This is a genomic window from Burkholderia sp. Leaf177, from assembly GCF_001424345.1.
GTDB lineage: Bacteria > Pseudomonadota > Gammaproteobacteria > Burkholderiales > Burkholderiaceae > Caballeronia.
In genome coordinates, this window is the sequence record NZ_LMPF01000020.1 from 1 (window position 1) to 22,976 (window position 22,976).

The 22,976-nt window shown below is 57.7% G+C and carries 17 protein-coding genes; 4 read left to right on the forward strand and 13 right to left on the reverse strand.

What is annotated here, in order from left to right:
* Positions 1 to 105: 105 nt before the first annotated feature.
* A protein-coding gene (locus ASG35_RS30755) for an IS3 family transposase (protein ID WP_156393159.1) occupies positions 106 to 1,469 on the forward strand; the annotation gives its coding sequence in 2 pieces (ribosomal slippage) (positions 106 to 568 and positions 568 to 1,469; 1,365 coding nt in all).
* Between the two features lie 222 nt (positions 1,470 to 1,691).
* On the opposite strand, the gene ASG35_RS13595 is transcribed toward ASG35_RS30755, so the two are convergent.
* Positions 1,692 to 2,837: a porin gene (locus ASG35_RS13595; protein ID WP_056357865.1), complete on the reverse strand. Its 1,146-nt coding sequence runs from the start codon at positions 2,835 to 2,837 to the stop codon at positions 1,692 to 1,694.
* Positions 2,838 to 3,305: 468 nt separating this feature from the next.
* Here ASG35_RS13595 and ASG35_RS13600 point away from each other — a divergent pair, with 468 nt between their 5' ends.
* A complete protein-coding gene (locus ASG35_RS13600) occupies positions 3,306 to 4,226 on the forward strand; it encodes a LysR family transcriptional regulator (RefSeq protein ID WP_056357868.1) in 921 nt (306 codons plus the stop codon).
* Between the two features lie 24 nt (positions 4,227 to 4,250).
* Here the strand turns inward: ASG35_RS13600 and ASG35_RS13605 are convergent, their stop codons facing one another.
* From ASG35_RS13605 to ASG35_RS13635, 7 genes are all read right to left on the reverse strand, one after another.
* Entirely contained in the window at positions 4,251 to 7,976 is a 3,726-nt protein-coding gene (locus ASG35_RS13605; protein ID WP_162244410.1) for an ATP-binding protein, read from the reverse strand.
* A gap of 29 nt (positions 7,977 to 8,005) precedes the next feature.
* Complete coding sequence (locus ASG35_RS13610) at positions 8,006 to 8,776, reverse strand: aquaporin (protein ID WP_082508375.1); 771 nt, start codon at positions 8,774 to 8,776, stop codon at positions 8,006 to 8,008.
* A 179-nt stretch (positions 8,777 to 8,955) separates the two neighbouring features.
* Positions 8,956 to 9,678, reverse strand: coding sequence for a response regulator transcription factor (locus ASG35_RS13615; RefSeq protein ID WP_235527546.1), 723 nt, complete (start codon positions 9,676 to 9,678; stop codon positions 8,956 to 8,958).
* The gene (locus ASG35_RS13620) at positions 9,632 to 10,309 is read right to left on the reverse strand and encodes a response regulator transcription factor (protein ID WP_056357871.1); all 678 of its coding nucleotides are present in this window, start codon (positions 10,307 to 10,309) and stop codon (positions 9,632 to 9,634) included. The genes ASG35_RS13615 and ASG35_RS13620 overlap by 47 nt, the downstream gene beginning before the upstream one ends.
* 157 nt (positions 10,310 to 10,466) lie before the next feature.
* Entirely contained in the window at positions 10,467 to 11,114 is a 648-nt protein-coding gene (locus ASG35_RS13625; RefSeq protein WP_056357874.1) for a response regulator transcription factor, read from the reverse strand.
* A gap of 727 nt (positions 11,115 to 11,841) precedes the next feature.
* Positions 11,842 to 12,378 carry a single-stranded DNA-binding protein gene (locus ASG35_RS13630; RefSeq protein WP_056357877.1) on the reverse strand — a complete coding sequence of 179 codons (537 nt, stop codon included), beginning with the start codon at positions 12,376 to 12,378 and terminating at the stop codon, positions 11,842 to 11,844.
* 92 nt (positions 12,379 to 12,470) lie between these two features.
* Positions 12,471 to 13,673 carry an MFS transporter gene (locus ASG35_RS13635; RefSeq protein WP_056357880.1) on the reverse strand — a complete coding sequence of 401 codons (1,203 nt, stop codon included), beginning with the start codon at positions 13,671 to 13,673 and terminating at the stop codon, positions 12,471 to 12,473.
* Positions 13,674 to 13,946: 273 nt separating this feature from the next.
* On the opposite strand from ASG35_RS13635, the gene uvrA reads away from it, so the two are divergent.
* Together uvrA and ASG35_RS13645 are read left to right on the forward strand one after the other, a co-directional pair.
* Positions 13,947 to 16,820, forward strand: coding sequence for an excinuclease ABC subunit UvrA (gene uvrA / locus ASG35_RS13640; RefSeq protein WP_056357883.1), 2,874 nt, complete (start codon positions 13,947 to 13,949; stop codon positions 16,818 to 16,820).
* 88 nt (positions 16,821 to 16,908) lie between these two features.
* Positions 16,909 to 17,982, forward strand: a complete 1,074-nt coding sequence (locus ASG35_RS13645; protein ID WP_056357887.1) for an AI-2E family transporter — start codon at positions 16,909 to 16,911, stop codon at positions 17,980 to 17,982.
* 56 nt (positions 17,983 to 18,038) lie between these two features.
* Here the strand turns inward: ASG35_RS13645 and ASG35_RS13650 are convergent, their stop codons facing one another.
* The 5 genes from ASG35_RS13650 to ASG35_RS31940 form a co-directional block, all read right to left on the reverse strand.
* Positions 18,039 to 19,547: a hypothetical protein gene (locus ASG35_RS13650; protein WP_056357890.1), complete on the reverse strand. Its 1,509-nt coding sequence runs from the start codon at positions 19,545 to 19,547 to the stop codon at positions 18,039 to 18,041.
* Positions 19,548 to 19,670: 123 nt separating this feature from the next.
* Positions 19,671 to 20,540, reverse strand: a complete 870-nt coding sequence (gene purU / locus ASG35_RS13655; RefSeq protein ID WP_056357893.1) for a formyltetrahydrofolate deformylase — start codon at positions 20,538 to 20,540, stop codon at positions 19,671 to 19,673.
* Between the two features lie 24 nt (positions 20,541 to 20,564).
* Positions 20,565 to 21,410, reverse strand: coding sequence for an NUDIX hydrolase (locus tag ASG35_RS13660; protein WP_056357896.1), 846 nt, complete (start codon positions 21,408 to 21,410; stop codon positions 20,565 to 20,567).
* A 175-nt stretch (positions 21,411 to 21,585) separates the two neighbouring features.
* The gene (locus tag ASG35_RS13665) at positions 21,586 to 21,975 is read right to left on the reverse strand and encodes a hypothetical protein (protein WP_056357899.1); all 390 of its coding nucleotides are present in this window, start codon (positions 21,973 to 21,975) and stop codon (positions 21,586 to 21,588) included.
* A gap of 1 nt (position 21,976) precedes the next feature.
* Positions 21,977 to 22,912, reverse strand: coding sequence for a hypothetical protein (locus ASG35_RS31940; RefSeq protein ID WP_056357902.1), 936 nt, complete (start codon positions 22,910 to 22,912; stop codon positions 21,977 to 21,979).
* Between the last annotated feature and the right edge of the window lie 64 nt (positions 22,913 to 22,976).

A 22,976-nucleotide genomic window follows, 5' to 3' on the forward strand; every position in this document is an offset into this window, starting at 1 on the left:
TGAACTGCACCCCAAAAGTTGGACACCCGTCCAACAATTTGGGGTGTTTTTTATGAACTGCACCCCAAAAGTTGGACACCCGTCCAACAATTTGGGGTGTTTTTTATGGCGAAGCATAGCGAGCAATTAAAGCTCAAACTTGTCAGGCAGTATTTCGCTGGCGTTGCGGGTACTCGAGTGCTTGCGCAGCAGCATGCGGTGGGGCGCTCGCTATTGCGTCGCTGGATATCGGCCTATGAGCAACATGGCCGCGATGGATTGCGCAAGAAATTCATTCACTACGACGCGCGGTTCAAGATGTCGGTTCTGCGCCACATGTGGAAGAAAGAGCTGTCACATCAAAAAGTGGCTGCCGTGTTCGACATTCGCAGTCCGGGCTGCATTGGGAAATGGGAACGCCAGTATCATGATGGCGGTATGGATGCTTTGGCGCCCCGCCCACGAGGGCGCCCCAAAACAATGACCCGACCCACTCCCGAAAAGCCGCCTGAGGAAAATACACCCGATGAACGCACGCGTGAGCAGTTGCTCAAGGAAAACGAGTACCTGCGCGCGGAGGTGGCGTACCTAAAAAAGCTCGATGCCCTGCTTCAGGCGAAGAAGCAGGGCGTGCAAAAGAAAAAGCGCAAATAGTGCAAGCGCTCAGAGAGCACCACCCAACGCCCGCTTTGCTCAAGGCAGCGGGTCTGGCGCGAAGCACGTTCTATTACCAATTGACGGTGCTCGATGCTGGGGATCGGCACGCGCCACTCAAAACGAAAATCCAAGCGCTGTACGAAAGCCACAAGGGCCGCTATGGCTACCGACGCATCACGGCAGCGATACGACAAGCGGGCCAGACGGTCAATCACAAGACGGTGCAGCGTTTGATGGGGCAACTGAAACTGAAATCGCTGGTGCGCGCAAAGAAGTACCGCGCCTGGCGCGGCGAAGTCGGGCGTATCGCGAAGAACCTGATGAACCGGGAATTTTGTGCGCAAAAGCCCAATCAGAAGTGGGTCACCGACGTAACGGAGTTCAACGTACTGGGGCAGAAACTCTATCTCTCGCCGATCATGGATCTATACAACGCTGAGATCGTGGCCTATGAAATGAACACGCGCCCAGTCTTTGAGTTGGTGAGCCGAATGCTCAAGAAAGCGCTGGCAAAGCTGAGCGATCGAGACAAGCCGATGTTGCACTCGGATCAGGGCTGGCAATATCAGATGCCTGCGTACAGACGGCTGCTGGATCAAAACGGCCTGACACAGAGCATGTCGCGTAGGGCGAACTGCTATGACAACGCAGCGATGGAAAGCTTCTTCGGCACGCTCAAGTCGGAGTTCTTCCGCCTAAACAAATTCGAGAGCATCGAAGAGCTAAAAGCCGGCATCAAACAGTACATTCATTACTACAACCACAAACGCATCAAGCTCAAACTAAACGGGCTGAGTCCTGTGATGTACAGAACTCAGCCCACTCGGCCCTAGCCGAAAACTGTCCAACTTCGCGGGGTCAGTTCATTCCGGCGCCTTTTTTATTTATTATATCTAGCTTTCCCGCATCAAGCTCAAACTAAACGGGCTGAGTCCTGTGATGTACAGAACTCAGCCCACTCGGCCCTAGCCGAAAACTGTCCAACTTCGCGGGGTCAGTTCAGAAGGCGCCTTTCCTTTACAGCGTGAAACTTACAGCGTTACAACGTCAAAGCATTAGAAGCGGTGACGGATACCCGTGGTGACCACAACTTGGTTGCCGTGTGCTGCTACGTCACCCGTACCGTACACCTTGGCGGGTGTGCCATTGTTCGTCAGCTGGACAACACCTTCAGCGTAGATGTCCGTGCGCTTCGACAACGAGTAGTCCGTTTGCAAACCGAACTGATGAGCACGCATCGTACCGTTGCCCTCAGCCGTGGTAAGGCCCTTTGCGTCGGTGTACGTGTACGCGGCACCCAGAGCCAGCGCCGGCGTCAGTGAGTAACGTGCATTTACTTCATAGTTGTTGAAGCGAACCGTGGAATCGGTCACTGCAAACTTGAAGCGGCTTTGCGTCCATGCACCGCCAACCGTCACCGGGCCGATTGCGTAGTTTGCGCCGACACCGTACGTGCGCTGCGTCTCAACCGTCGCACCACCACCAATCATGTTTGCCAGCACCGTCGAACCAGCATCGTCATCCGTCATCGCGCCGCCAGCTTTGCCATTCGGATTTTGCAGCTGCATGTATGCAGCCGAAATCTTGAACGGGCCGTTCGCGTATTGTGCGCCACCGCTATAAACGCGGTTGTCACCGAATCCGCCAGCCTGGTTAGAGAAACCATACAGGCCACCGAACGTCAGGCCTGAGTAGTTCGCGCTCTGATACTTGACGGCGTTGTTGACGCGGAACGAGTTCTGCGCGTTGTCGTTGTCGAACGGGTGTGCGAAGTACGTACCACCCCAGCTACCGGTAGCCGTCATCGGGCCGAGGTAATCCACCACTGAGTCATATTGACGACCCAACGTAACCGTGCCGAACTGAGCCGTCGAGATACCAGCGAAAGCCTGACGACCGAACTCACGGCCGCCCTGCAGCGACGAACCGTCGCCCATGGTGAACCCGCTTTCCAACGTGAAGATCGCCTTCATGCCGCCACCGAGGTCTTCAACGCCACGCAGGCCCCAACGGCTGCCGTTGATGTTACCGCTCGACACACGGAATGCATTACCGCTGCCCTTGTCCGCGTTGACATTCCTTTCGTTGTTCACATAGCTGAAGCCAGCATCGATAAGGCCGTACAGCGTCACGCTGCTTTGCGCGTTAGCGGCGGTCGCAAAAGAAGCGGCTACGGCCGCAACGATCAGAGTCTTTTTCATGGTAGATCCTTTTAATGAGTCTGACGACTCGACTAGTTGCATAACGCGACGCCCACTTGCTTGACTTCTAGGCGACCCGTTTCCGGTCTTTCCCGGACACCGCGATTCGGCTGAACAAAGTTTAGGGCGCTGGCTTTTAAGCAAACCATCGAAGCAGACACAAAAGGCTTTTCGAATAAGTCGAAAAGTAGGTTTTCGATACGCGCAAACGCTTGTCGTATCAGGCATTCCCGTTATCTTGAATTAACCTCTGGATACCTAATTACTTACGCCCGTTGCACGGTTGCGACAGTAGCAACCGCACGACACAACGTTCCTTTCCGTCGCTTTCGTCTTATTCCTATTTCCCGGCCAGCTCCGCACGATTAACATCGCACGCGCGAGTGGGTGGTCTCTGGAAGACCCTCTACGTATCCCCACTCCCGCCCCGAACGTCACACGGGGTGACTCTGTGAGCATCGGTAGTCAATGAACCATCTGCAAGCCATGCGCGTTTTCGTGAAGGTCGCCGAAACCGGGTCGTTCGGTCGGGCCGCAACTGCGCTTGAATTATCGAATGCGGTGATCACGCGGTACGTCGCGTTGCTCGAAGCACATCTGAACACCCGGCTGCTGAACCGCACCACCCGCAGCGTGTCGCTCACAGAAGCTGGCGCGTCTTACGCCGAAGGTTGTCGCGCGGTGATCGAACAAGTGGAAGCGATTGAATCGACCGTGTCGCAAACATCGTTCGATCCTTCCGGCGTGTTGAAGCTCGTGGCGTCGGCATCGTTTTCGTTGTTTGGACTCACGCCGTTGCTCTGCGAATATCGCGTCGCATTCCCCAACGTGAAATTGCGGCTCACGCTGCTGCACAGACCAGTGGATCTGGTTGACGAAGGTTTCGATGTCGGGATTGTCGTGCCGCGCATGGTCAATAGCGGCACGCTGATCAACCGGCCGTTGTTCAAGGTCACGCCCGTGATCGTGGCGGCGCCCGACTATCTCGCGAAACATGGCGTGCCATTGCGTCCCGCCGATCTTGCGGCGCACGCATTTTTGTCTCCATCGGCGGATATTCATGGCGCCACGTGGTCGTTCACGAGCGCGGCGGGAGAAGGCGAGGAGATCGTCATCGATCCGGATTACACCGTCAACAATTCGCAAATGCTGCGGCAGGCGGCTTTGTCCGGAATGGGCATCACCGCGCTGCCCGAAACCCATGTCGCCGATGACCTCGCGAACGGCGCATTGCTGCGGTTATTGACCGACTACAGCGTCAACAATGCCGACAAGGAAGTGTCGCTGGTTTATCCGGGACGCCGGCATGTATCGGCGAAAACGCGTTCCTTCGTGGACTTCGCAATCGCGCACTTCAGGAAAGATACCGCTGTCGGCGCGTTGTTCTGAGCGCGCCGGATCGACGGAACGCTTTCAGGCCATTGCTGCACACTGCCCTTCTATGATTTCCAGCAGCACCTCGCAGCGCTTGATCAACAACGCGCCGTCTTCGTTTCTGCGCGCGGCGGGTTTATCGAGAAGATCGCGCCGGAATGCATCGAGCGCTGTCTGCAACGGACGATACTGCAACACGCTCGCCGCCCCGATCACGCGGTGATGCCACTCACGCAATTGCGCGACGGAACCGCCGCTATCGAGCAGCGACCCGAGCGTGCGGAGGTCGTCACGAAACGACGATACAAACGCGTCGAGCAACGCCTTTACCGTGGTCTCGCTGCCCCAAAGCTGCGTCATGTAGCCGAGATCGAGTTCATCGGTTTCAGTGGTTTGAACCGGATCTGCAGGGTGCTTCGCCACCGCGACATCTTCCGCCACGAACGTCGTGTTCTCCATCACGCGCCATCGGTTCAAATGCTCGCGTAGCGTGGCAAGACGAGTCGGCTTGACGAAGCAATCGTCCATGCCGGCATCGCGACACATGGAAAGCTCTTCTGGCGCCGTGCTCGCGGTAATGCCCAATATAGGAAGCCGCTTCGACAAACCCAGTTCGCTCGCCCGCACACGCCGCGCGAGCTCGTAGCCGGTCATATTCGGCATGTGGCAGTCGGTGATAAGGAACCCGTAATATCCATGTTTCAGCGCCGCGAGCGCTTCCACGCCGTCCGGCACGACATCGCAGGCAAATCCAAGCAACGAAAGCTGATGACGGATCAGTTCCTGATTCACCGGATGATCTTCCGCCACGAGCACGAGTTTTCCCGTCCGGATGGCGCGCTCGCGATCGGGCGCTTCCATGTTCGTTTCAATACCACGTGCCGCGCGCGCTGCAATCTGCGGCAAGCCGGTCAAAGCGGCCACGCAAGCGGCGCCAAGGCCGCGCCATGAAATTGGATTGACGCTCACGCGAATATCGTCTTCTAGGATTCGATATCCCGTCGGCTTCGGTTTTTCCGTAACGTGAATGACCCGCGTTTTCAACGGCAACGCTTCTTCGTGGGTATCGCTGAGAAACACCAGATCGATGCCATTGAACGTGTGAGGATCGCGCAACGCGGTGTCGTCGCGAGACCGGATCGTGAGATCGAGGCCGAGCGCATGTCCGTAGTCGACGAGCGCACGAGCGACGCGCCGATCATCGATTGCAATGATGCCGCGCTTACCGCGCAGTCCGTCGATCTGATAGCTCTTCGTTTCTACCGGCATGGCGAGCCGGACTGTCATCGTCGTGCCAACGCCTAATTCGCTTTTCAGCCCGAGCGTTCCACCCATCAGCGCGACGAGCTTGCGGCAGATCGTGAGGCCAAGGCCCGTACCGCCGAAGCGGCGCGTGGTGGATGTTTCAGCCTGCACGAATGGTTCGAACAGACTTGCTTGCGCATCGGCGGCAATGCCAATGCCTGTGTCTTCGACGCTCACCTCGATTGTTTGTACGTCGCCCATGCTTTCGACCAGTCTCACCGACAGCGTGACCTCGCCTTTCATGGTGAACTTGATGGCGTTGCTGAGCAGGTTGAACAGCACCTGGCGCAGACGCACACTGTCGCCGCGAACGCTCGCCGCAACTTCCGGCGACACCGCCACGCGCACGCGCAAGCCTTTTTCATGCGCGCGTCCGGCAAGCAGGCCGACGGCGTTATCGACGAGTTCGCGCAAGTCGATAGGCATTGATTCAATGGTCAGCCGCCCTGCTTCGATCTTCGAATAGTCGAGCAAGTCGTCCAGGATCTGCAGCAACGCGCTCGCGGAATCCTGGATCATGCCGAGCATCTGCGATTGATCCGGATTGAGTGGCGTGGTCTCGAAAACCTCGACGAGACCGAGCACGCCGTTCATCGGCGTACGGATTTCGTGACTCATCATCGCGAGGAAATCATCCTTGGCGCGTGAACCTGCTTCGGCCGCGTCGCGCGCTGCCGCGAGTTCGTCGGCTCGACCACGCTCGATGCTTGCGTCTATCCAATAGCCGTTCCAGACCACGGCGCCATCCGCCTCGGAATGCGCAACGAGATCGGCGCGGATCCAGCGGCGGCCTTCGTCGACAATTGAGCGGAACTCGATGTGGACGGGCTCGAGCGTCTGTGCCGAACGCTCGATGACATCGCGTACGGCGTGCTTGTCCTCGGCGTGAATCACCGACAAACCCGCCACCTGGTCGCGGCTCAATGCCGCGAGATCCTGACCGAACAAATGCCGCGTGTCGCCACCAACGTACGGGAAGCTGTAAGTGCCGTCCGCCGCGCGCCGCAACTGGAACACGACGACCGGCAACGAGCGCGTGACGTCGTCCAGTCGACGCTCGTTTTCGCGTGCGCGCATCTCGGCGTCGCGGATATCTGTGATGTCGATCATGGTGCCGACAGCGCCCGCCATGTCGCCGTTTGCCGCCTTGAATGCGCCGGTCCAGAACAGTCCGTGCCGCTGCTCGCCATGCCGATCGACAAACGCGATTTCAACTTGCTCGCGTTGTCCGTTCGTGATGCTCTGCCCCACCAGATCGTGCAGACGTATGCTGTTTTCGGAACCCCACGACTGCGCTTCGAGCGTCGTTTGGCCCATTACGTCCTCGCGCCGGATTCCAAGCGTCTTTTCAAACGCGCGATTCACCGCGATGTAACGATTGTTCAGATCCTTTGCGACCAACGGATACGGCACGACTTCCATCATGGTCTGCTGGAAGCTGAGTTGCGTCGCGAGACGTTGTTCCGTCTCGACGCGCCGCGCCATCTCGCGCTGAAGCAGCACGAACGCGCGCAACGTCACGGCAAGAATCACGCCGATGGCAATCAGCGCCGGCAATAAACGCAGTGCGTTGACGCTCCATCCGCTCGACGGCGGATCGAATGCGGCCCGGCGCGCCAAAAGAATCTTTCCCTTGTCGGCGGCGGGCATGGCGCGCAATGCCCGGTCAAAAAGCGGCACGAGTTGGCTGTATTCGGGACGCAGCGCGAACCCGATGTGCTCGAAGTCGCCCGCCGGCCCGATGATCTTCAGTTGATCTTCGTAACGCGCGGCGACCGCGATATCGACCGCGGCAAGGTCACCGACAAACACATCCGCCTCGCCGCGCGCGACCCGGTCGAGCGCGGCGGTCAGATTCGGCGCGACGCTGAAGGTTGCATTCGAGGCAAGGTTGCCAAGCCGGCCACTCGCGGCGAGGCGCGCGGTCACGACCACGCGCCGTGCCGATGTCTGCCTTAAACCGTCCGCGGGCGTTTCGTTGTGGCGTCCGACCATGACAAGCGGAAAGCTCTCGATTGGCTTGGTGACGATTCCATCGGCCAGACGCGGCGTATCGCGGCGAGTGGTTGCGAGCACATCGATCTGCCCGTTCTCGAACGCGTTCGACACAGCCGCCCAATCCGGATACACGCGTTGATCGAAGCTTATATTGAGCGCCTTCGACAAATACGCCGTGTAAGCCAGTGCGATGCCGCCCGTCTGACCATTGGAATCGGCATACATGAACGGTGCCCAGCTGGTATCGATGCCGAGCGCGAGCGGCGGCAACGAGCGCAGGTAAGCGCGTTCGCCGGCGCTCAGCTTGAGCTCCTGAACCTGCTGATCGGGAACACTCACAGTTAGCGTTGATTGCGGAGCGGTCTCGGCCTGCAATGGATCGGCGGACGCGCCCGATCCCGCCAGCACGAGCACGAACAGCGCCATCAGGCGGACAAAGCGGAAGATTCGCGAACTGGACATGGCGCGCAGAAATGAAGGATTTGCGCGGGTCATAGCGTTTGTTTGTCGAGTGCGCCGCTGACGCGGGCGGGATGCCGTACCAGGCGGTTTTTGACCGGGGAACTGCGCTGGAGCATGGGAAAAAAGAGCCCGGCGAGCACGCCGCCGGCAAGTGGTGCCGCCCAGAAAAGCCACAACTGGTCCAGCGCCCAACCTCCCATCACGACCGCCGGCCCCGTGGAACGGGCAGGATTGATGGACGCGTTGGTGACCGGAATGGCAAGCAACGAACACAACGTCAACGACAACCCGATCAACGCCGGGCCACCCATTCGCATCCGCTTTCCGGAAGCCACGACGAGATTGACCAGCACGAACACGAAGGTCATCAGCACTTCCACGATCAACGCGGCGTGTAGTTGGTACTGCGCTGGCGAATGAGCGTCATAGCCGTTCACGCCAAACGCAACGAAGTCCGGCGATGCCCCCGGCCGCGCGCTGACGACGACATATAAGAGCCACGCCCCGACCATCGCGCCGAAAACTTGCGCTGCGATGGCGGGTATCAGCTCGCGTATGGGAAATCGATTGACGATGGCGAACCCGACCGTCACGGCCGGATTAAAGTGGGCATACGAAATGGGGCGAAGCACGTGAACGAGCGTGGTTGCGGCGAGCCCGAATGCCACCGCCTGGCAGATCAGTCCGAGGTCGGCGCGGAAGTAGCCGCTGGCCAGTGCCGTGCAACCGCACCCAAAAAAGACGAGCGAAAAAGTTCCGACGCACTCGCCCAACATCTTCTTGAAAATACCGTCTTCCATCGCAGGTCGAGCTCCATCGCGCGATGTTCGCCGTGCGGTAGCAATCCTCGCGGAACGGCAAACATCGGGGCGTAAAGCAATGAAGTCTGGGCGCAGAAACCCATCGCATTAATCAGAGCATTCCTAATTATCTCTGAGTAACAGAAGCACGGGTTTTTTCGATGGTAGGAGAACAGCGCTCAGACGAGGCCGATCTGCCTCAGGTAGTTCATCAATTGCGTTTCGGTTTCGACACCGAGTTTTCGCAAGGCGTTGCGCCTTTGCGTACTGATAGTCTTGACGCTTCGTCCAAGGTGTTCTGCGATGCCAGCAAGCGTTTTTCCACCGGCATACAACTGCAGCACATCCCACTCTCGTGGACTCAGGACGCCGGGCTGGCCGGGTGTATCGTCGGGATGGGATTTCAGCAGCGTTTCCACGTGATGCGAAACGAAACAGTCGCCGTCAATGACCGCGGCCACCGCCGCATTCAGGGAATCCATGCAATCGCGCTTGTCCACAAGTCCGTCCGCCCCGAGTTCGAGCAGCCCGGCAAACATGCGGGCTTGCGCAACCATGGTGAGGACAATCAGGCGCGGCCGCTCCGGCTGCCTCAGGAACTGCCGCAAAAATCCGATGGCATTGCTTTCGCCGTTGATTCCCGGCATAGCGATGTCGGAGATCACGACATCGCAGGGAACGTGTGCGATCCGGTCCGCGAGCGATTGGGTGTCGATGGCCGTTGCTACGACTTCAACCCGCGAATCACGATGAAGCCAGCTGGTAATCCCTTCTCTGACGACGGCGTGATCGTCGGCCAGGATGATCCGTATGTTCGATTCCACTTGAATGGTTTCCGCGCGATCGGCGATCAGATCAAGGCGCGGTTTGCTGTATCTGAACCAGACCGCTGTCGAACGCAAAGCGGTACAGCTCCGCGTCCGTATTCAACTCGAGCTTGCGCATGGCGGCGCACTTCTGCGCGCTGATGGTCTTGACGCTGCGCCCGAGTTCGCGCGCGATTTCCGTGACGTTTCCGCCGCGCGCGTAGCGGGCGATTACATCGAGTTCGCGACGCGTGAGCTTCTGGCGAATAAGGTCGACACGATGTGCCGAAGTCGCATCAGCGAGAAGCGCGCGCACCGATGGGCCGAGGTAATCCTCATTCGCCAGCACCGTGACGATCGGCACATAGATCAACTCGAGGCGATCCTGCTTGCTCACCACGGCGTTCGCACCGGCGTCGAGCGCTCGGGCAATGAGATCGGCGTCGGTTGTCATCGACAAAACCACGATCGCCGCCTTCGGGTGATTCTCGACAATGTATTTGATGAGTTCTATGCCATCACCGTGCGTACCGCCAGGCATGTAGAAATCCATGATGACGACGTCGCATTCCTCTTTCTCCAGCGCGGCGACAAGCCCCGTGGAATCCTGCGCGCGGCACACGATCTCGATATTCTGCACACTGGCGATCAAGCGCTCGATGGCTAGAACAACGAGTGGGTGATCGTCAGCGACTGCCAACCTGATCCGTTGAGTGAACGCAATCATTTACTAACCTCTTTAAACCCGATGTCCGCCCGGGTGATGCGTCCGCTCAAGGCGGGTTTTACTTTGCCTGTGTTCGTACGGCCCGCTGCAGGATCGTTGATTCGCGCCACCATCGACATAAGATGCATCTGAAAGCATTTCAAGTTAGGAAATCTCATTACGTGAGGCCGTATGCGCGGGCAAATGCGAATAGTCCCGGATCGTTCTGAACGCCGAGTTTGCTCATGGCATCACGTTTTTGACGGCTGATGGTGCGTACATCGCGTTCCATGAAGCGCGCGATTTCGGTGATGGAAAGGCCGCTTGCAAACATTCGGACTACTTCGATTTCGCGAGGCGAAAGACGTGGCCCTTCGCCGAGCAGATCGTTTTCGGCACCGGCAACAGCGAGCGCGTCGACAACCGATGAACTCAGATACCGGCGTCCAACGCCCGCAAACTTGACGGCTGCCGCGAGCTGGTCCATGGATTCGACCTTGTTGAGCAGGCCCATTGCGCCTGCGCTCAGGATAGAACGCAGGATTGCGACGTTGCTCATGCTGGTCAGCACCACTATGCGAATTTCCGGCCAGTCGCGCCGCACCCGCTTGATCAGGCGCAGCCCGTCCTCTGCCTGCGATCCCAGTTCGGGCATGGCGAAGTCGGTGACCAGCACGTCGCAAGGTGTTGAAACGAGCAATCGCAGCAAAGCGGTTGCGCTTGAGGCTTCGCCCACGACTTCCAGATTTTCATCGGTGCTGAAGGTGGCTCGAATGCCAAGCAAAACAAACGGATGATCGTCTGCCAGAACGACTCGCAATTTCAATTCGGCCTCTCATTTTATTGTTTGCACGTCGGGTCATTTCAGGGCCGATCCAGCAACGATCATTTAGGCAACACGCCGTTACGGATAAGAACACGGGTGCCAAGCTGCCATACATAGGAACACTCTCAATGTTCCTTTCCGGAAACGAGACGATTTCTAAGATTTCGCTTATTCCAGTGCTTGGAGCGTTCACCAAAGGCTCTTAAGTAATTTGCCGATGGTGAAGCTGTGTGCCATCCGACATTATTCAGAGTAGTTTTCAAACGGCTAACGGCTCAATACGAATCGTCCTATTCGCGCGAATTTAGAAACGTTCCACTACTTTGATTCGATTGAAGAAATAGTCGTTCGAAGTGGGCTGTAAGGGAATTTGCGTCGAGGGAAAAGCGGGGAAATCGCGTCGGAGCACGCGTCCTGAAAGGCCAATGCCGTTTCTTATAACGGTTTGGAACCGCTGGCCGGAACGGGATGGTTCGAGGGTTTCGGTAGAAACAATCCATAAAAATTCAGAAAATCTACCTCGCAAACGATTGCGCTAGCGCAAATGCTTAGTGGCGGAATCACAACGCTAAACTGCTCCGCATTCAGTACTGCCGGAAAACGCATCGCCCGTTGACGTGCCAAGGGTTTGGCCGACAACAAAAAAGACCCAGATTTCGCGCTCGCCGATTAGTGAGCGGGAAACTCCGGGTCCATCACAACCGATTCAAGAATAGGATTTCGCCGATTAGAACGGGATGTCGTCGTCCATTTCGTCGAAACCGCCGCCAGCCGGCGCGCTCGGACGGCTTGCACCGCCGCCGCTCCCGCCCGCCGCAGGACGTCCGCCCGATGCTCCTCCGCGACTTGCTCCGCCGCCGCTGCGCTCGGCAGGCGCGCGGCTGCTGTAGCCGCCTTCATCGCCGCCGCCACCACCGCCACCCGCGCCGCCACGTCCGCCCAACATCTGCATCTGTTCCGCGACGATCTCGGTTGCGTACTTCTCCACGCCCGCCTGATCGGTGTACTTACGCGTGCGAATACGTCCTTCCACGTAGATAGACGAGCCCTTCTTCAGGTACTCGTTGACGATCTCGGCGAGCCGCCCGAAAAACGTCACGCGATGCCATTCCGTCATTTCCTTCATATCGCCGGACGCCTTGTCCTTGAAGCGATCAGTCGTCGCGAGACGGACGTTCGCCACGGCGTCACCGCTTGGCAGATACCGGGTTTCCGGATCAGCGCCCAGATTTCCTACCAGAATGACCTTGTTGACGGATGCCATGATTTCTCCCTGTTAATTCAATTCAGTTCAATACAATTCGATTCAATTTGATTCAATTTGATTCCATTCAACGCCACGCAGGCTCGATCCCGCTACGCCGTGCGCCGGATCTTCTGCGGCGGCGGCTTCATGTTCGTCGCCACGATCAGCCACGCCAGCACCAACCCCGAGCACGCGAAAAACACGGCGCTCTGGCCATCCACTTTCAGCAACCATCCGCCAATCACCCCGCCAATTGCCAGGCCGATGGACTGCGTCGTGTTGTAGACGCCCGCCGCCGCGCCTTTTCTCGTGCCTGGCGCGAGCTTGGAGACCAGCGACGGCTGCGACGCCTCCAGCACATTGAAGCCCAGGAAGTAGATAAACAAGATCGCGGCCACTGACCACAGAGTATGCGGAGCGGCGCCCAGTAACAACTGTCCAATCAGGATAAGCAAAATGGCGCCCAGCATCACGGCCTTCATCTTGCCGCGTTTCTCGGCAGCAATAATTGCCGGCACCATCAGGACAAACGCAAGGCCCATGACGGGCAAATATACTTTCCAATGCGCCGCGACGGGCAAACCGCCGGCTTCCAGAATGCGCGGAACCACCAGGAACAGCGCCGTTTGCGTGGCATGCAGGACGAGCACGCCGAAGTTCAGGCGCAGCAATTCGACGTTGTGGAGCACTTCGGCAAAAGGCGCTTTTACGTGCACGGGCGGCCGGGGCGCGTCGGGGACCACCCAGATCACCACGCCGACGGCGAGTATCGATAAAAAGCCGATTAGCGTGAACAGGCCGCTCATGCCGACCCACTGGAACACGATCGGCGCGCCGACGATGGCGACCGCGAACGAAACGCCGATGCTCGCGCCGACCATCGCCATGGCTTTCGTACGGTTTTCTTCAGTCGTAAGGTCGGCGATAAACGCAATCACCGCCGATGAAACCGCGCCCATGCCCTGAATCACGCGCCCGACGATGATCCACGTCATGGAATGCCCGGCCGCCGCGATGAAGCTGCCGATCGCAAACACGATCAGCCCAAACGCGATGACCGGCTTGCGCCCGAGCTTGTCCGAGACCCAGCCGTAAAAGATATAAAGCAGCGATTGCGTGACGCCGTAAGCGCCGAGCGCGATGCCGACGAGCAGCACGTTGTCGCCGCCGGGTATCGTTTTCGCGTAGATGGAAAACACCGGCATGATCATGAAGAGACCGAGCATGCGCAGCGCGAAGATCGCGGCAAGCGACACGGTCGCACGCAACTCGGGCGCGCTCAGACGTGTGGACGTAACAGACGGATTGGACATCGGACGAGGTAATGTGGAAACGCGTCAGGCGGTGCGCGCGCTAAGCGCAAACCGGGCGGTCGCCTTGTGGTTGCCCGGAACGGCACTATATGAGACAGACGGCCGAGGCGGAAATTTGTACTTTGGAACGCGCTTCGGAACCGAGCTCCGGCCCCACGTGAACGTCATGAAAACCCCGCTGCACGCTTGATTGACGCCGATGAGCGCGGGCAACGCGCCCTCGAAAAGTCGTTATAGTAGCAGGTTTAGCCCCCTTACTTTCCGCCCGGATTCATGGAAGAAATACGTATTCGTGGGGCTCGCACCCACAATCTCAAAAACATCAGTCTCGACTTGCCGCGTCACAAGCTGATCGTGATTACGGGCTTGTCGGGTTCGGGGAAATCGTCGCTCGCCTTCGACACGCTCTACGCAGAAGGTCAGCGCCGTTACGTCGAAAGCCTGTCCGCCTACGCGCGTCAATTCTTGCAGCTGATGGAAAAGCCGGACGTCGATCTGATCGAAGGATTGTCGCCGGCAATTTCCATTGAGCAGAAGGCGACTTCGCATAATCCGCGCTCGACCGTCGGCACCGTCACCGAGATTCACGACTATCTTCGGCTGCTGTTTGCCCGCGTCGGTACGCCGCACTGTCCGGATCATCACATTCCGCTGGAAGCGCAAAGCGTGTCGCAAATGGTCGATGCCGCGCTCGCCATGCCCGAGGAAACCAAGCTGATGATCCTCGCGCCCGTGGTCGCTGATCGCAAGGGCGAGCACACCGAACTGTTCGAAGCCATGCAGGCGCAGGGTTTTATCCGCTTTCGCGTGCGTTCGGGCGGCGGCACGGCCCATGAAGGCGTCGCGAAGATCTATGAAATCGAGTCGCTGCCGAAGCTCAAGAAGAACGACAAACATACGATCGATGTCGTCATCGACCGGTTGAAAGTCCGGCCCGACATGAAGCAGCGGCTGGCGGAATCGTTCGAAACCGCGTTGCGTCTCGCCGATGGCCGCGCAGTTGCGCTCGAAATGGATTCGGAGCGCGAGCATTTATATAGCTCGAAGTTCGCCTGCCCGATCTGCTCGTACTCGCTGCAGGAGCTCGAGCCGCGCCTGTTCTCGTTCAACAACCCAATGGGCGCGTGCCCGGAATGCGATGGTCTCGGTCAGATCACGTTCTTCGATCCGAAGCGCGTGGTCGCGCATCCGTCGCTGTCGCTTGCGGCCGGCGCGGTAAAAGGCTGGGACCGGCGCAACCAGTTCTACTTCCAGATGCTGCAAAGCCTGGCGTCGTTCTTCGAATTCGATCTTGATGCCGCGTTCGAGGACTTGCCGGAGAAAGTGCGCAAGATCCTGCTGTTCGGTTCCGGTAAGCAGGTGATTCCGTTCTCGTACATCAACGAGCGCGGGCGCACGACGGTCCGTGAGCACGCATTCGAAGGGATCATTCCGAGTCTGGAACGGCGCTACAAGGAAACGGATTCCGCGGCGGTGCGCGAGGAATTGTCGAAGTATCAGAACAACCAGGCGTGTCCGGCCTGCGAAGGCACGCGCCTGCGCACGGAAGCGCGCAACGTGAAGCTCGGCACAGGCGAACACGCGCGCGCTATTTACGAAGTGAGCGGCTGGCCGCTGCGTGACACGCTCGGGTACTTCCAGACGTTGCGGCTCGAAGGCTCGAAGGCCGAGATTGCGGACAGGGTCATCAAGGAAATCGTCGCGCGGCTGACCTTCCTGAATAACGTCGGGCTGGATTATCTGTCGCTGGAACGCAGCGCGGAGACGCTTTCCGGCGGCGAAGCGCAGCGCATCCGGCTGGCATCGCAGATTGGTTCGGGATTGACCGGCGTGATGTACGTGCTGGACGAACCGTCCATTGGCTTGCATCAGCGGGACAACGACCGGCTTATCGATACCCTCAAGCATCTGCGCGATATCGGCAATTCGGTGATCGTGGTCGAGCATGACGAAGACATGATCCGCATGGCCGATTATGTGGTCGACATGGGCCCGGGCGCGGGCGTGCATGGCGGCGAGATCGTGTCGCAAGGCACGGCGAAGCATGTCCAGAACGACCCGAATTCCATGACCGGACAGTATTTGTCGGGCAAACGCAGCATCAGCTATTCGACCGATCGCACCGCGCCCGACGAACGGCGGCTGCGGATCATCGAGGCTTACGGCAACAACCTCAAGAACGTCTCGCTGGACTTGCCGGTTGGGTTGCTGACGTGCGTGACGGGGGTATCGGGCTCGGGCAAATCCACGCTCATCAACGACACGCTGTATCACGCGGTCTCGCAGCATCTGTATGGGTCGGCGACCGAGCCGGCGCCTTACGAGGCGATTGAAGGGCTCGAACATTTCGACAAGGTCATCAACGTCGATCAATCGCCGATTGGCCGCACGCCGCGCTCGAATCCGGCAACGTACACCGGCTTGTTCACGCCGATCCGCGAGTTGTTTGCGGGCGTGCCGGCATCGAAGGAACGAGGTTACGATCCCGGCCGGTTCTCGTTCAACGTGAAGGGCGGCCGTTGCGAAGCGTGTCAGGGCGACGGCGTGCTGAAAGTGGAAATGCACTTTTTGCCCGACGTGTACGTGCCGTGCGACGTCTGCCACGGCAAGCGCTACAACCGCGAGACGCTCGAAGTCCAATACAAGGGCAAGAATATCCACGAGGTGCTCGACCTGACGGTTGAAGCGGCGCATGAATTCTTCAAGCCGGTGCCCATCGTGGCGCGGAAACTGAAAACTTTGCTCGATGTGGGACTCGGCTATATCCGCCTCGGCCAGTCCGCGACCACGCTTTCGGGCGGCGAAGCGCAGCGTGTGAAGCTTTCGCTGGAACTGAGCAAGCGTGACACGGGTCGGACTCTCTATATTCTCGACGAACCGACGACCGGATTGCATTTCCACGATATCGCCCTGCTGCTCGAAGTGATTCACCGGCTGCGCGATCAGGGTAATACTGTCGTAATCATCGAGCATAATCTGGATGTAATCAAAACCGCCGACTGGGTGATCGACCTGGGGCCGGAAGGCGGCGCCGGCGGCGGGCAGATCATCGCGCAGGGGACGCCGGAGCAGGTAGCCAAATCGAAGGCCAGTTTTACCGGCCGGTATCTCGCACCGCTGTTGCAGCGGCCGAGATCGGCGGCTTGACGAACACGCACCATCCGCAACCAAGGGCCGGCCCGTTTCCGGGCCGTAGCACTCTATAACCCGTTCGCGGCAGGAGACCGAAGGATTCATGGCTAAGCGCAACGAAGCGGCCGAAAACAGGCCCGCAGTCCGGCCCGTGAGGCTGACGAGCGATATGAGCATGCCCAGGCTGTCGGCGGTGGAGATCGGCAGTTATCTGGCCGCGTTCGCCGGCATGTACGCCGTGCTCCGCCTGGAACTGCTCGGCGCGCTGCTGGCCGGCATGCTCGTGTTCCAGCTCGTGCACACCATTGCGCCTGTAATCGAGAAAACCATGACGAGCGGGCGTGCTCGCTGGGTCGCGGTCGTGATTCTGGCGGTCGTGATCGTGGGCGGGCTGGCCGGTGCGACGGTTGCGACCATCGATCATTTTCAACGCGATGTCCCGAGCGTCCAGAAGCTCCTCGATCAACTCATGATGATCACATCGCACGCGCGCCTGCAGGTGCCGGACTGGATTGCGAACTATCTTCCTGTTGATTCGGAGCAGATGAAGGACAAGGCGACGGACCTCATGCAGAAGCACGCCGCCATGCTGCAGCAAGGCGGAAAAGACGCCGCGCGCGGGTTCGGACATGTGCTGATTGGGATGATCATCGGCGCGATCATTGCCGTGGGCGTGCCGCGCACGACGCATCGGTTGCCGCTTTCCACCGCGCTGGTCACACGCGTAACGCGGTTTTCGGAGGCGTTTCGCCGTATCGTTTTCGCGCAGGTGAAAATTTCCGCCATTAACGCCGCGTTCACCGCGTTGTATTTGCTGGTTGCACTGCCGGTGTTTCACGAGCGGCTGCCGTTATCGAAGACGCTCGTGATGGTGACGTTTATTGTCGGATTGCTGCCGGTTATCGGGAATCTGATTTCCAACGCGGTGATCGTCGCGATCTCATTGTCCGTGTCTTTTGGAACGGCGGTGGCGTCGCTGGTGTTTTTGATCGTGATTCATAAGCTCGAATACTTCCTGAATGCACGGATCATTGGCGGACAAATCGAAGCACGCGCGTGGGAATTGCTGCTGGCAATGCTCGCTATGGAAGCCGCGTTCGGACTTCCGGGTGTGATCGCCGCGCCGATTTTTTATGCTTATATCAAGCGCGAACTGGTTTATTTGAGGCTGGTTTAATATTCCAGACACGCAATGGATCGAGCGTCGAAGACCGGGTCGAAGTGGTCGGTTGGCTATATTGCGGTAGCCGCCTCACTTTCGGCTAAGTCAGGACGTTGTTCGAATTTCTTGTGGATTTCTTCCCAAAGCTCCACCAAATGGCCAGAACGATATTCGACTCGGTACGGCTCCTCCCTTAACAACTGGGCTGGGGCGAAAATCTTCGATCCATACCCTTCGCGTCGAGACAGCACGTCAGCAAAAAAACTTCCAAAACTACACTTTCCTAAGCGGCAACTTTCAATTAACCGATCCAACTCATCAATGCTCAAAACAAAAGGTGCAACTCTGCTATCCAGTTGTTCAAATAAAAAATCGGCTTGACCGAGTAGCAAATCATCATTCGTAATAACCACGCCATAAATTGGTCGTTCATCGAACTCAGAAAATTTTCGGATATGGCCCGCGACGTTGTTGATTTGGATCGCTGCCTTCATAACTGTCTTTCTGAGCTTTGCTCTATACCTTTTTGTTGCTCCGAAAGTCGGCACCGATGCGCTCAAAGCTTTATTTTTCGCTTCAACAAGAATTACGCAATCTTCATAAATCTGCGCAAAATCGCAGCACTTGCTGCCTTGTAAGGCGAAGCGAGACGAGATCTGCTTTTCGCCAAAGGTAGGCTGGCCGTTCCTGCGCAGAGATTCCCCAACGTAACGTTCAAAAGCTTCGTTCAGTTCTAACCGGATGCCATCATCTTCGGCCTCTGCGGCCAAATTTGCAAAAGTAAACTCTAAGTGCCTATAAAGGGGCGGGGCACCCCAGGAATAGACCTCGCTACGATACCGCACAAACGGAAACTGACACAAAACATTCGTTTGAAACCATTCATCGGCACTCGCTGATTGCAAATCAACTGATAAGCATTCCTGTTCAGTTATAAGCCGATCTAAGAACGCGCCAACCAGTTTTTTCGAGAATCTCGTCTCTAAAAATTTTATAAATTCAGGCGTCAATAGCTTCGCAGGCGTGCTTGCGTTACACCAAAAAATTAATGCAAGCTGGAGGTAGTCTTCGAGCGACATTTTGAGGCGGCTTTCGAGGTATTGTCGGCACTTACAATTGCCTCCAAGCCTTTTCGCTAAATCGATTTGACGCGCAAATGCACCGATATTTGAAGGAATCTGATGCGGTATCTGAGCCAACGAAGCTTGGCGAAAAAACAACGGGAGTGGTATCTTGGAATCCATCCATAGATCTGCTCGATCAGTCGCTTGCAATGCGATATTGACTAGGTCAACGACGTCCGACGAGAGCATCAATGTATGTCCGTACAATTGTGGTTCGTCTTGCAACGCCCATAAAGCAAGCCGTTCCGCCACCCAGGGAAATCGGAGCATCGTTGCCTGACGGGTAATTTTTTGCGGCTTCAAATATTCCGCCAGCTCCTTCAATAATGTGCGGTATTCGAAACCACGAAGCTTTGTCCGAATCGCTTGTTTGATTTCCTTATAAATCTTGCTTTCGCTGTGCAGAGCCGCTTGACTTAATTCTGCGGCGTCTGTTGAGCACCTCTCCATCTTCATTTGACCTTCTTTTGTAGTGACAACCCTTTATTAAAAGTTTTCGAACATAGTCGGCATTTACTTTAAACGACCCGTGCAATCTGAACGGGGTCGGCGCCGCTCGCTGATCACCAGCTTTCCGATTTACTTGAACACCACCGTCTTGCTGCCGTTCAGCACGATTCTGTGCTCGACATGCCAGCGCACCGCACGCGCCAGCGTCACGCATTCCACGTCACGCCCGATCGCCGTCAATTGATCCGGCGCCATGCTGTGATCCACGCGCTCCACTTCCTGTTCGATGATCGGACCTTCATCAAGATCCGTCGTCACGTAATGCGCCGTTGCGCCGATCAGCTTCACGCCGCGATCGAACGCCTGGTAATACGGCTTCGCGCCCTTAAAACTTGGCAGGAACGAGTGGTGAATGTTGATCGCCCGGCCGTTCAACGCGGCGCACAATTCCGGCGACAGAATCTGCATGTATCGCGCGAGCACCACGAGATCGATCTTGTTCTGCTCGACGATTTCCAGCACACGCGCTTCTTGCGAAGCCTTGGCCTCGGGCGTCGATGCCATCAGCGGCAAATGATGAAACGGCACGTCGTAACTCGCGGCGAGCTGATAAAACTCGCGATGATTCGAAACAATCGCCGGAATTTCGATCCCGAGTTGCCCCGTGCGATAACGGAACAGCAGATCGTTCAGGCAATGTCCGATCTTCGACACCATGATCATGACGCGCGGTTTGACGGATGCGTCGTGCAATTCCCACTTCATGCCGAACTGATCGGCGAGCGAGCTGAACGATATGCGCAATGCTTCAAGTCCCGGATCGCCGCCGACTTGCTGAAAGTGCACCCGCATGAAAAATTCGCCCGTGTGGCTGTCGCCGAACTGCGCGGAGTCCAGGATATTGCTGCCAAGATCGAACAAGAATCCCGACACGGCATGCACGATTCCCGGACGATCCGGACACGACAACTTCAAGATAAAACTATGTTCGGTCGACATGAACCGATACTCCTTTGAAATAATTCACAGCAGTGGCGGCGCGAACACCGCCTGCATGCCTGCGCATGCGTCTTCATCGATCCATCGGCGGCGCAGCAAAAGGTCGAGCGTGGCGAGACTGGCGTCCACGGTCATCGAACCCTCTTCTATCCAGCGCGCGACGTCGCTGATCCGCGCAAGCCTGTGTTCGCCGACTTCGCCGTCCTGATTGCGCGGCGCGAAATCAACTGGCAGCGCGAGGTCGAAAACGTAGATCTGCTCGGCTTGAGTGCCTTCGGGCAGGGATTGCAGCACATAAAAGACTCGCCCGGGCGTCGCGTTCGCGGCCAGATCGGGCGGCATGCCGGCTTCTTCCCAGCATTCCTTCACGAGCGTATCTTCAATCCCCATTCCCCAGCCGATACCCCCCGCCACCACGTTATCGAGCATGCCCGGATCGGTCGCCTTGGTCTCGCTGCGGCGCGCGATCCAGAGCTCCGGCGCCTGGCCCGGCGCTTCCACGATGCCATTCAGATGCACCGCGTACGTCATTGTGCCGAAGAAGCGCGAAGCCGCCCGTTCGATGAACGCCAGCGGTTCGGCATCGAACGTATTGCGGATTGCGTAGGTTTCGTTGCGCCAGCCGGGAATGCGGCCATCGGCGGCAAGCATGCCGATCACCGCGCCGAGCGCCGCGCTGCGGGATTCCAGGGTGTTGAAGGTGGCCGCGAGACGGACCGCGGTTTCCGTGATTTCGAACACGTCAGGCCAGGGTTTCAACGCCGATACGTCCGCGCGGCGGATCCAGCCAACCCGCTCATCGGCAATGTAAAACGGCAGGTGCGCCGATGCATCGAAACGGCGCGCTGCGGAAATCGCGGGTAAGGGCATTGCAAGGGTCTCCGGCGGCGGGAAGGCGAAATTGTACAGGGAGGTTCTTGGCGCGGTCTCCGCTTACGCTCGTGCGCATCGTCCTCATTTGCACATCTCGTCGCCGCGAAAGAGAAGGCTTGTACGATGCGGCCGATGCGCCAACCCGTCGGCGGTTAATGCGAGGAAGATTAATTTAATCGGGCAACGACTTGGTGTTGTCCTTCGACATAACGCGATACGTGCCGTATTCAATCCACGCTTCGCCGCCAAAACTTGCCGTTAGTACCGCGATTTTTTTGAGCGGCAAGCCTGATCCAAAAGGTGTCGACCGATCCAAGATCCCACGCGCAGCCATGAATTTGGGTGAATCGAAATCGGAAAGTATATCCAACGAGTAGACGATATTTTCCACGCCATAATCCGTGACAAGGCAACGCGTGACGTCTGTAAAAATGACGGTTTTATGTTCTTCGAAATTGTCCGAAACCAAGTCGAGATATGCAGTGCTGCGCTGGCTATCAGAGCAGAATCCCGCAAAGATCCAATCGTGAAACGAATTGAAGCTGTCGAAGTTATCAGGCATTTTAAGGATTCCATGGGCTGAAAGGTACGACGTCGGAGTCTTTATCGCGACGGCCTTCCGACCAATTGTGGGCGTGTGGTCGAATCCCTAAATGTGGATGGTCGAAATCCAGATCAACTGCCGGTGCGCCAGTATCGCCGTATAACCGCATTTGTCCGCTTCCAGGGTTCGTGTACCACGTCCCCGGATCACCGCGGTTAGGCGTTTTCGCTATGTCGAAACTATCGCCGAAACTGGGCACGGCGCCATACTCAAACGGCGCGGCACCGCCTGGCGCCGTGCTGCCCATGTCAACGTCTGAGGCCACATCTAGATCGACAGCGCTATCGTCCATGAACGGTAACGAAGACGCTGTCGTCAATGCAAGCGCGGCAAGTGCATCACGCGCGGCCCAAGCTGCGCGATTGCGCGCCGCAGCCTCCGCGATTGTTTCAATGTGCCGGAACGGTTTAAGCGGACGCGCTGCACGCTCGGCCCGCGCCATTTCCTGCTTATACGCGTCAAAATCTTCTTCATGTGCTTTTGACCTCGCCTCGTAGCTGGCGGCGCGCTCGGCACGGTCCGCCAGTTCACGGCTATACCGTTCATCTTCGGAAAGCGCCGGGACGAAACCGTCATGCGCGATATAAGCCGGCTTGGCGAGCACAATCACCGCCGCACCGTTTCGCACCTCCCAGCACAGCGCGTTAATGACATCACGTGGTCTATCGCCATAAGGACTTGGCCGGTATGACGAAACCGAATTTACGAGGAAATCTTGAACACGCTCGACAAGCTCGGGCTGGTTCGCCCAGTGTTCGAAATTGGCGGCCTTGAATAAGGCTTGCCCCGCTTCGAGCGCTTCCTGCTGCTCTTTAGTTCTGCCATGCGGCGCGTAATCCCATCGTCTATAAAGCAAGAAACGATGGCCTTCATACCGCATCAATTCGGTTGTCATCCTGAATTTTGGTTGCTCTAACGCCCCTACGTTAGCGCAACTTTCCGCGCGCCCATCTCAATAA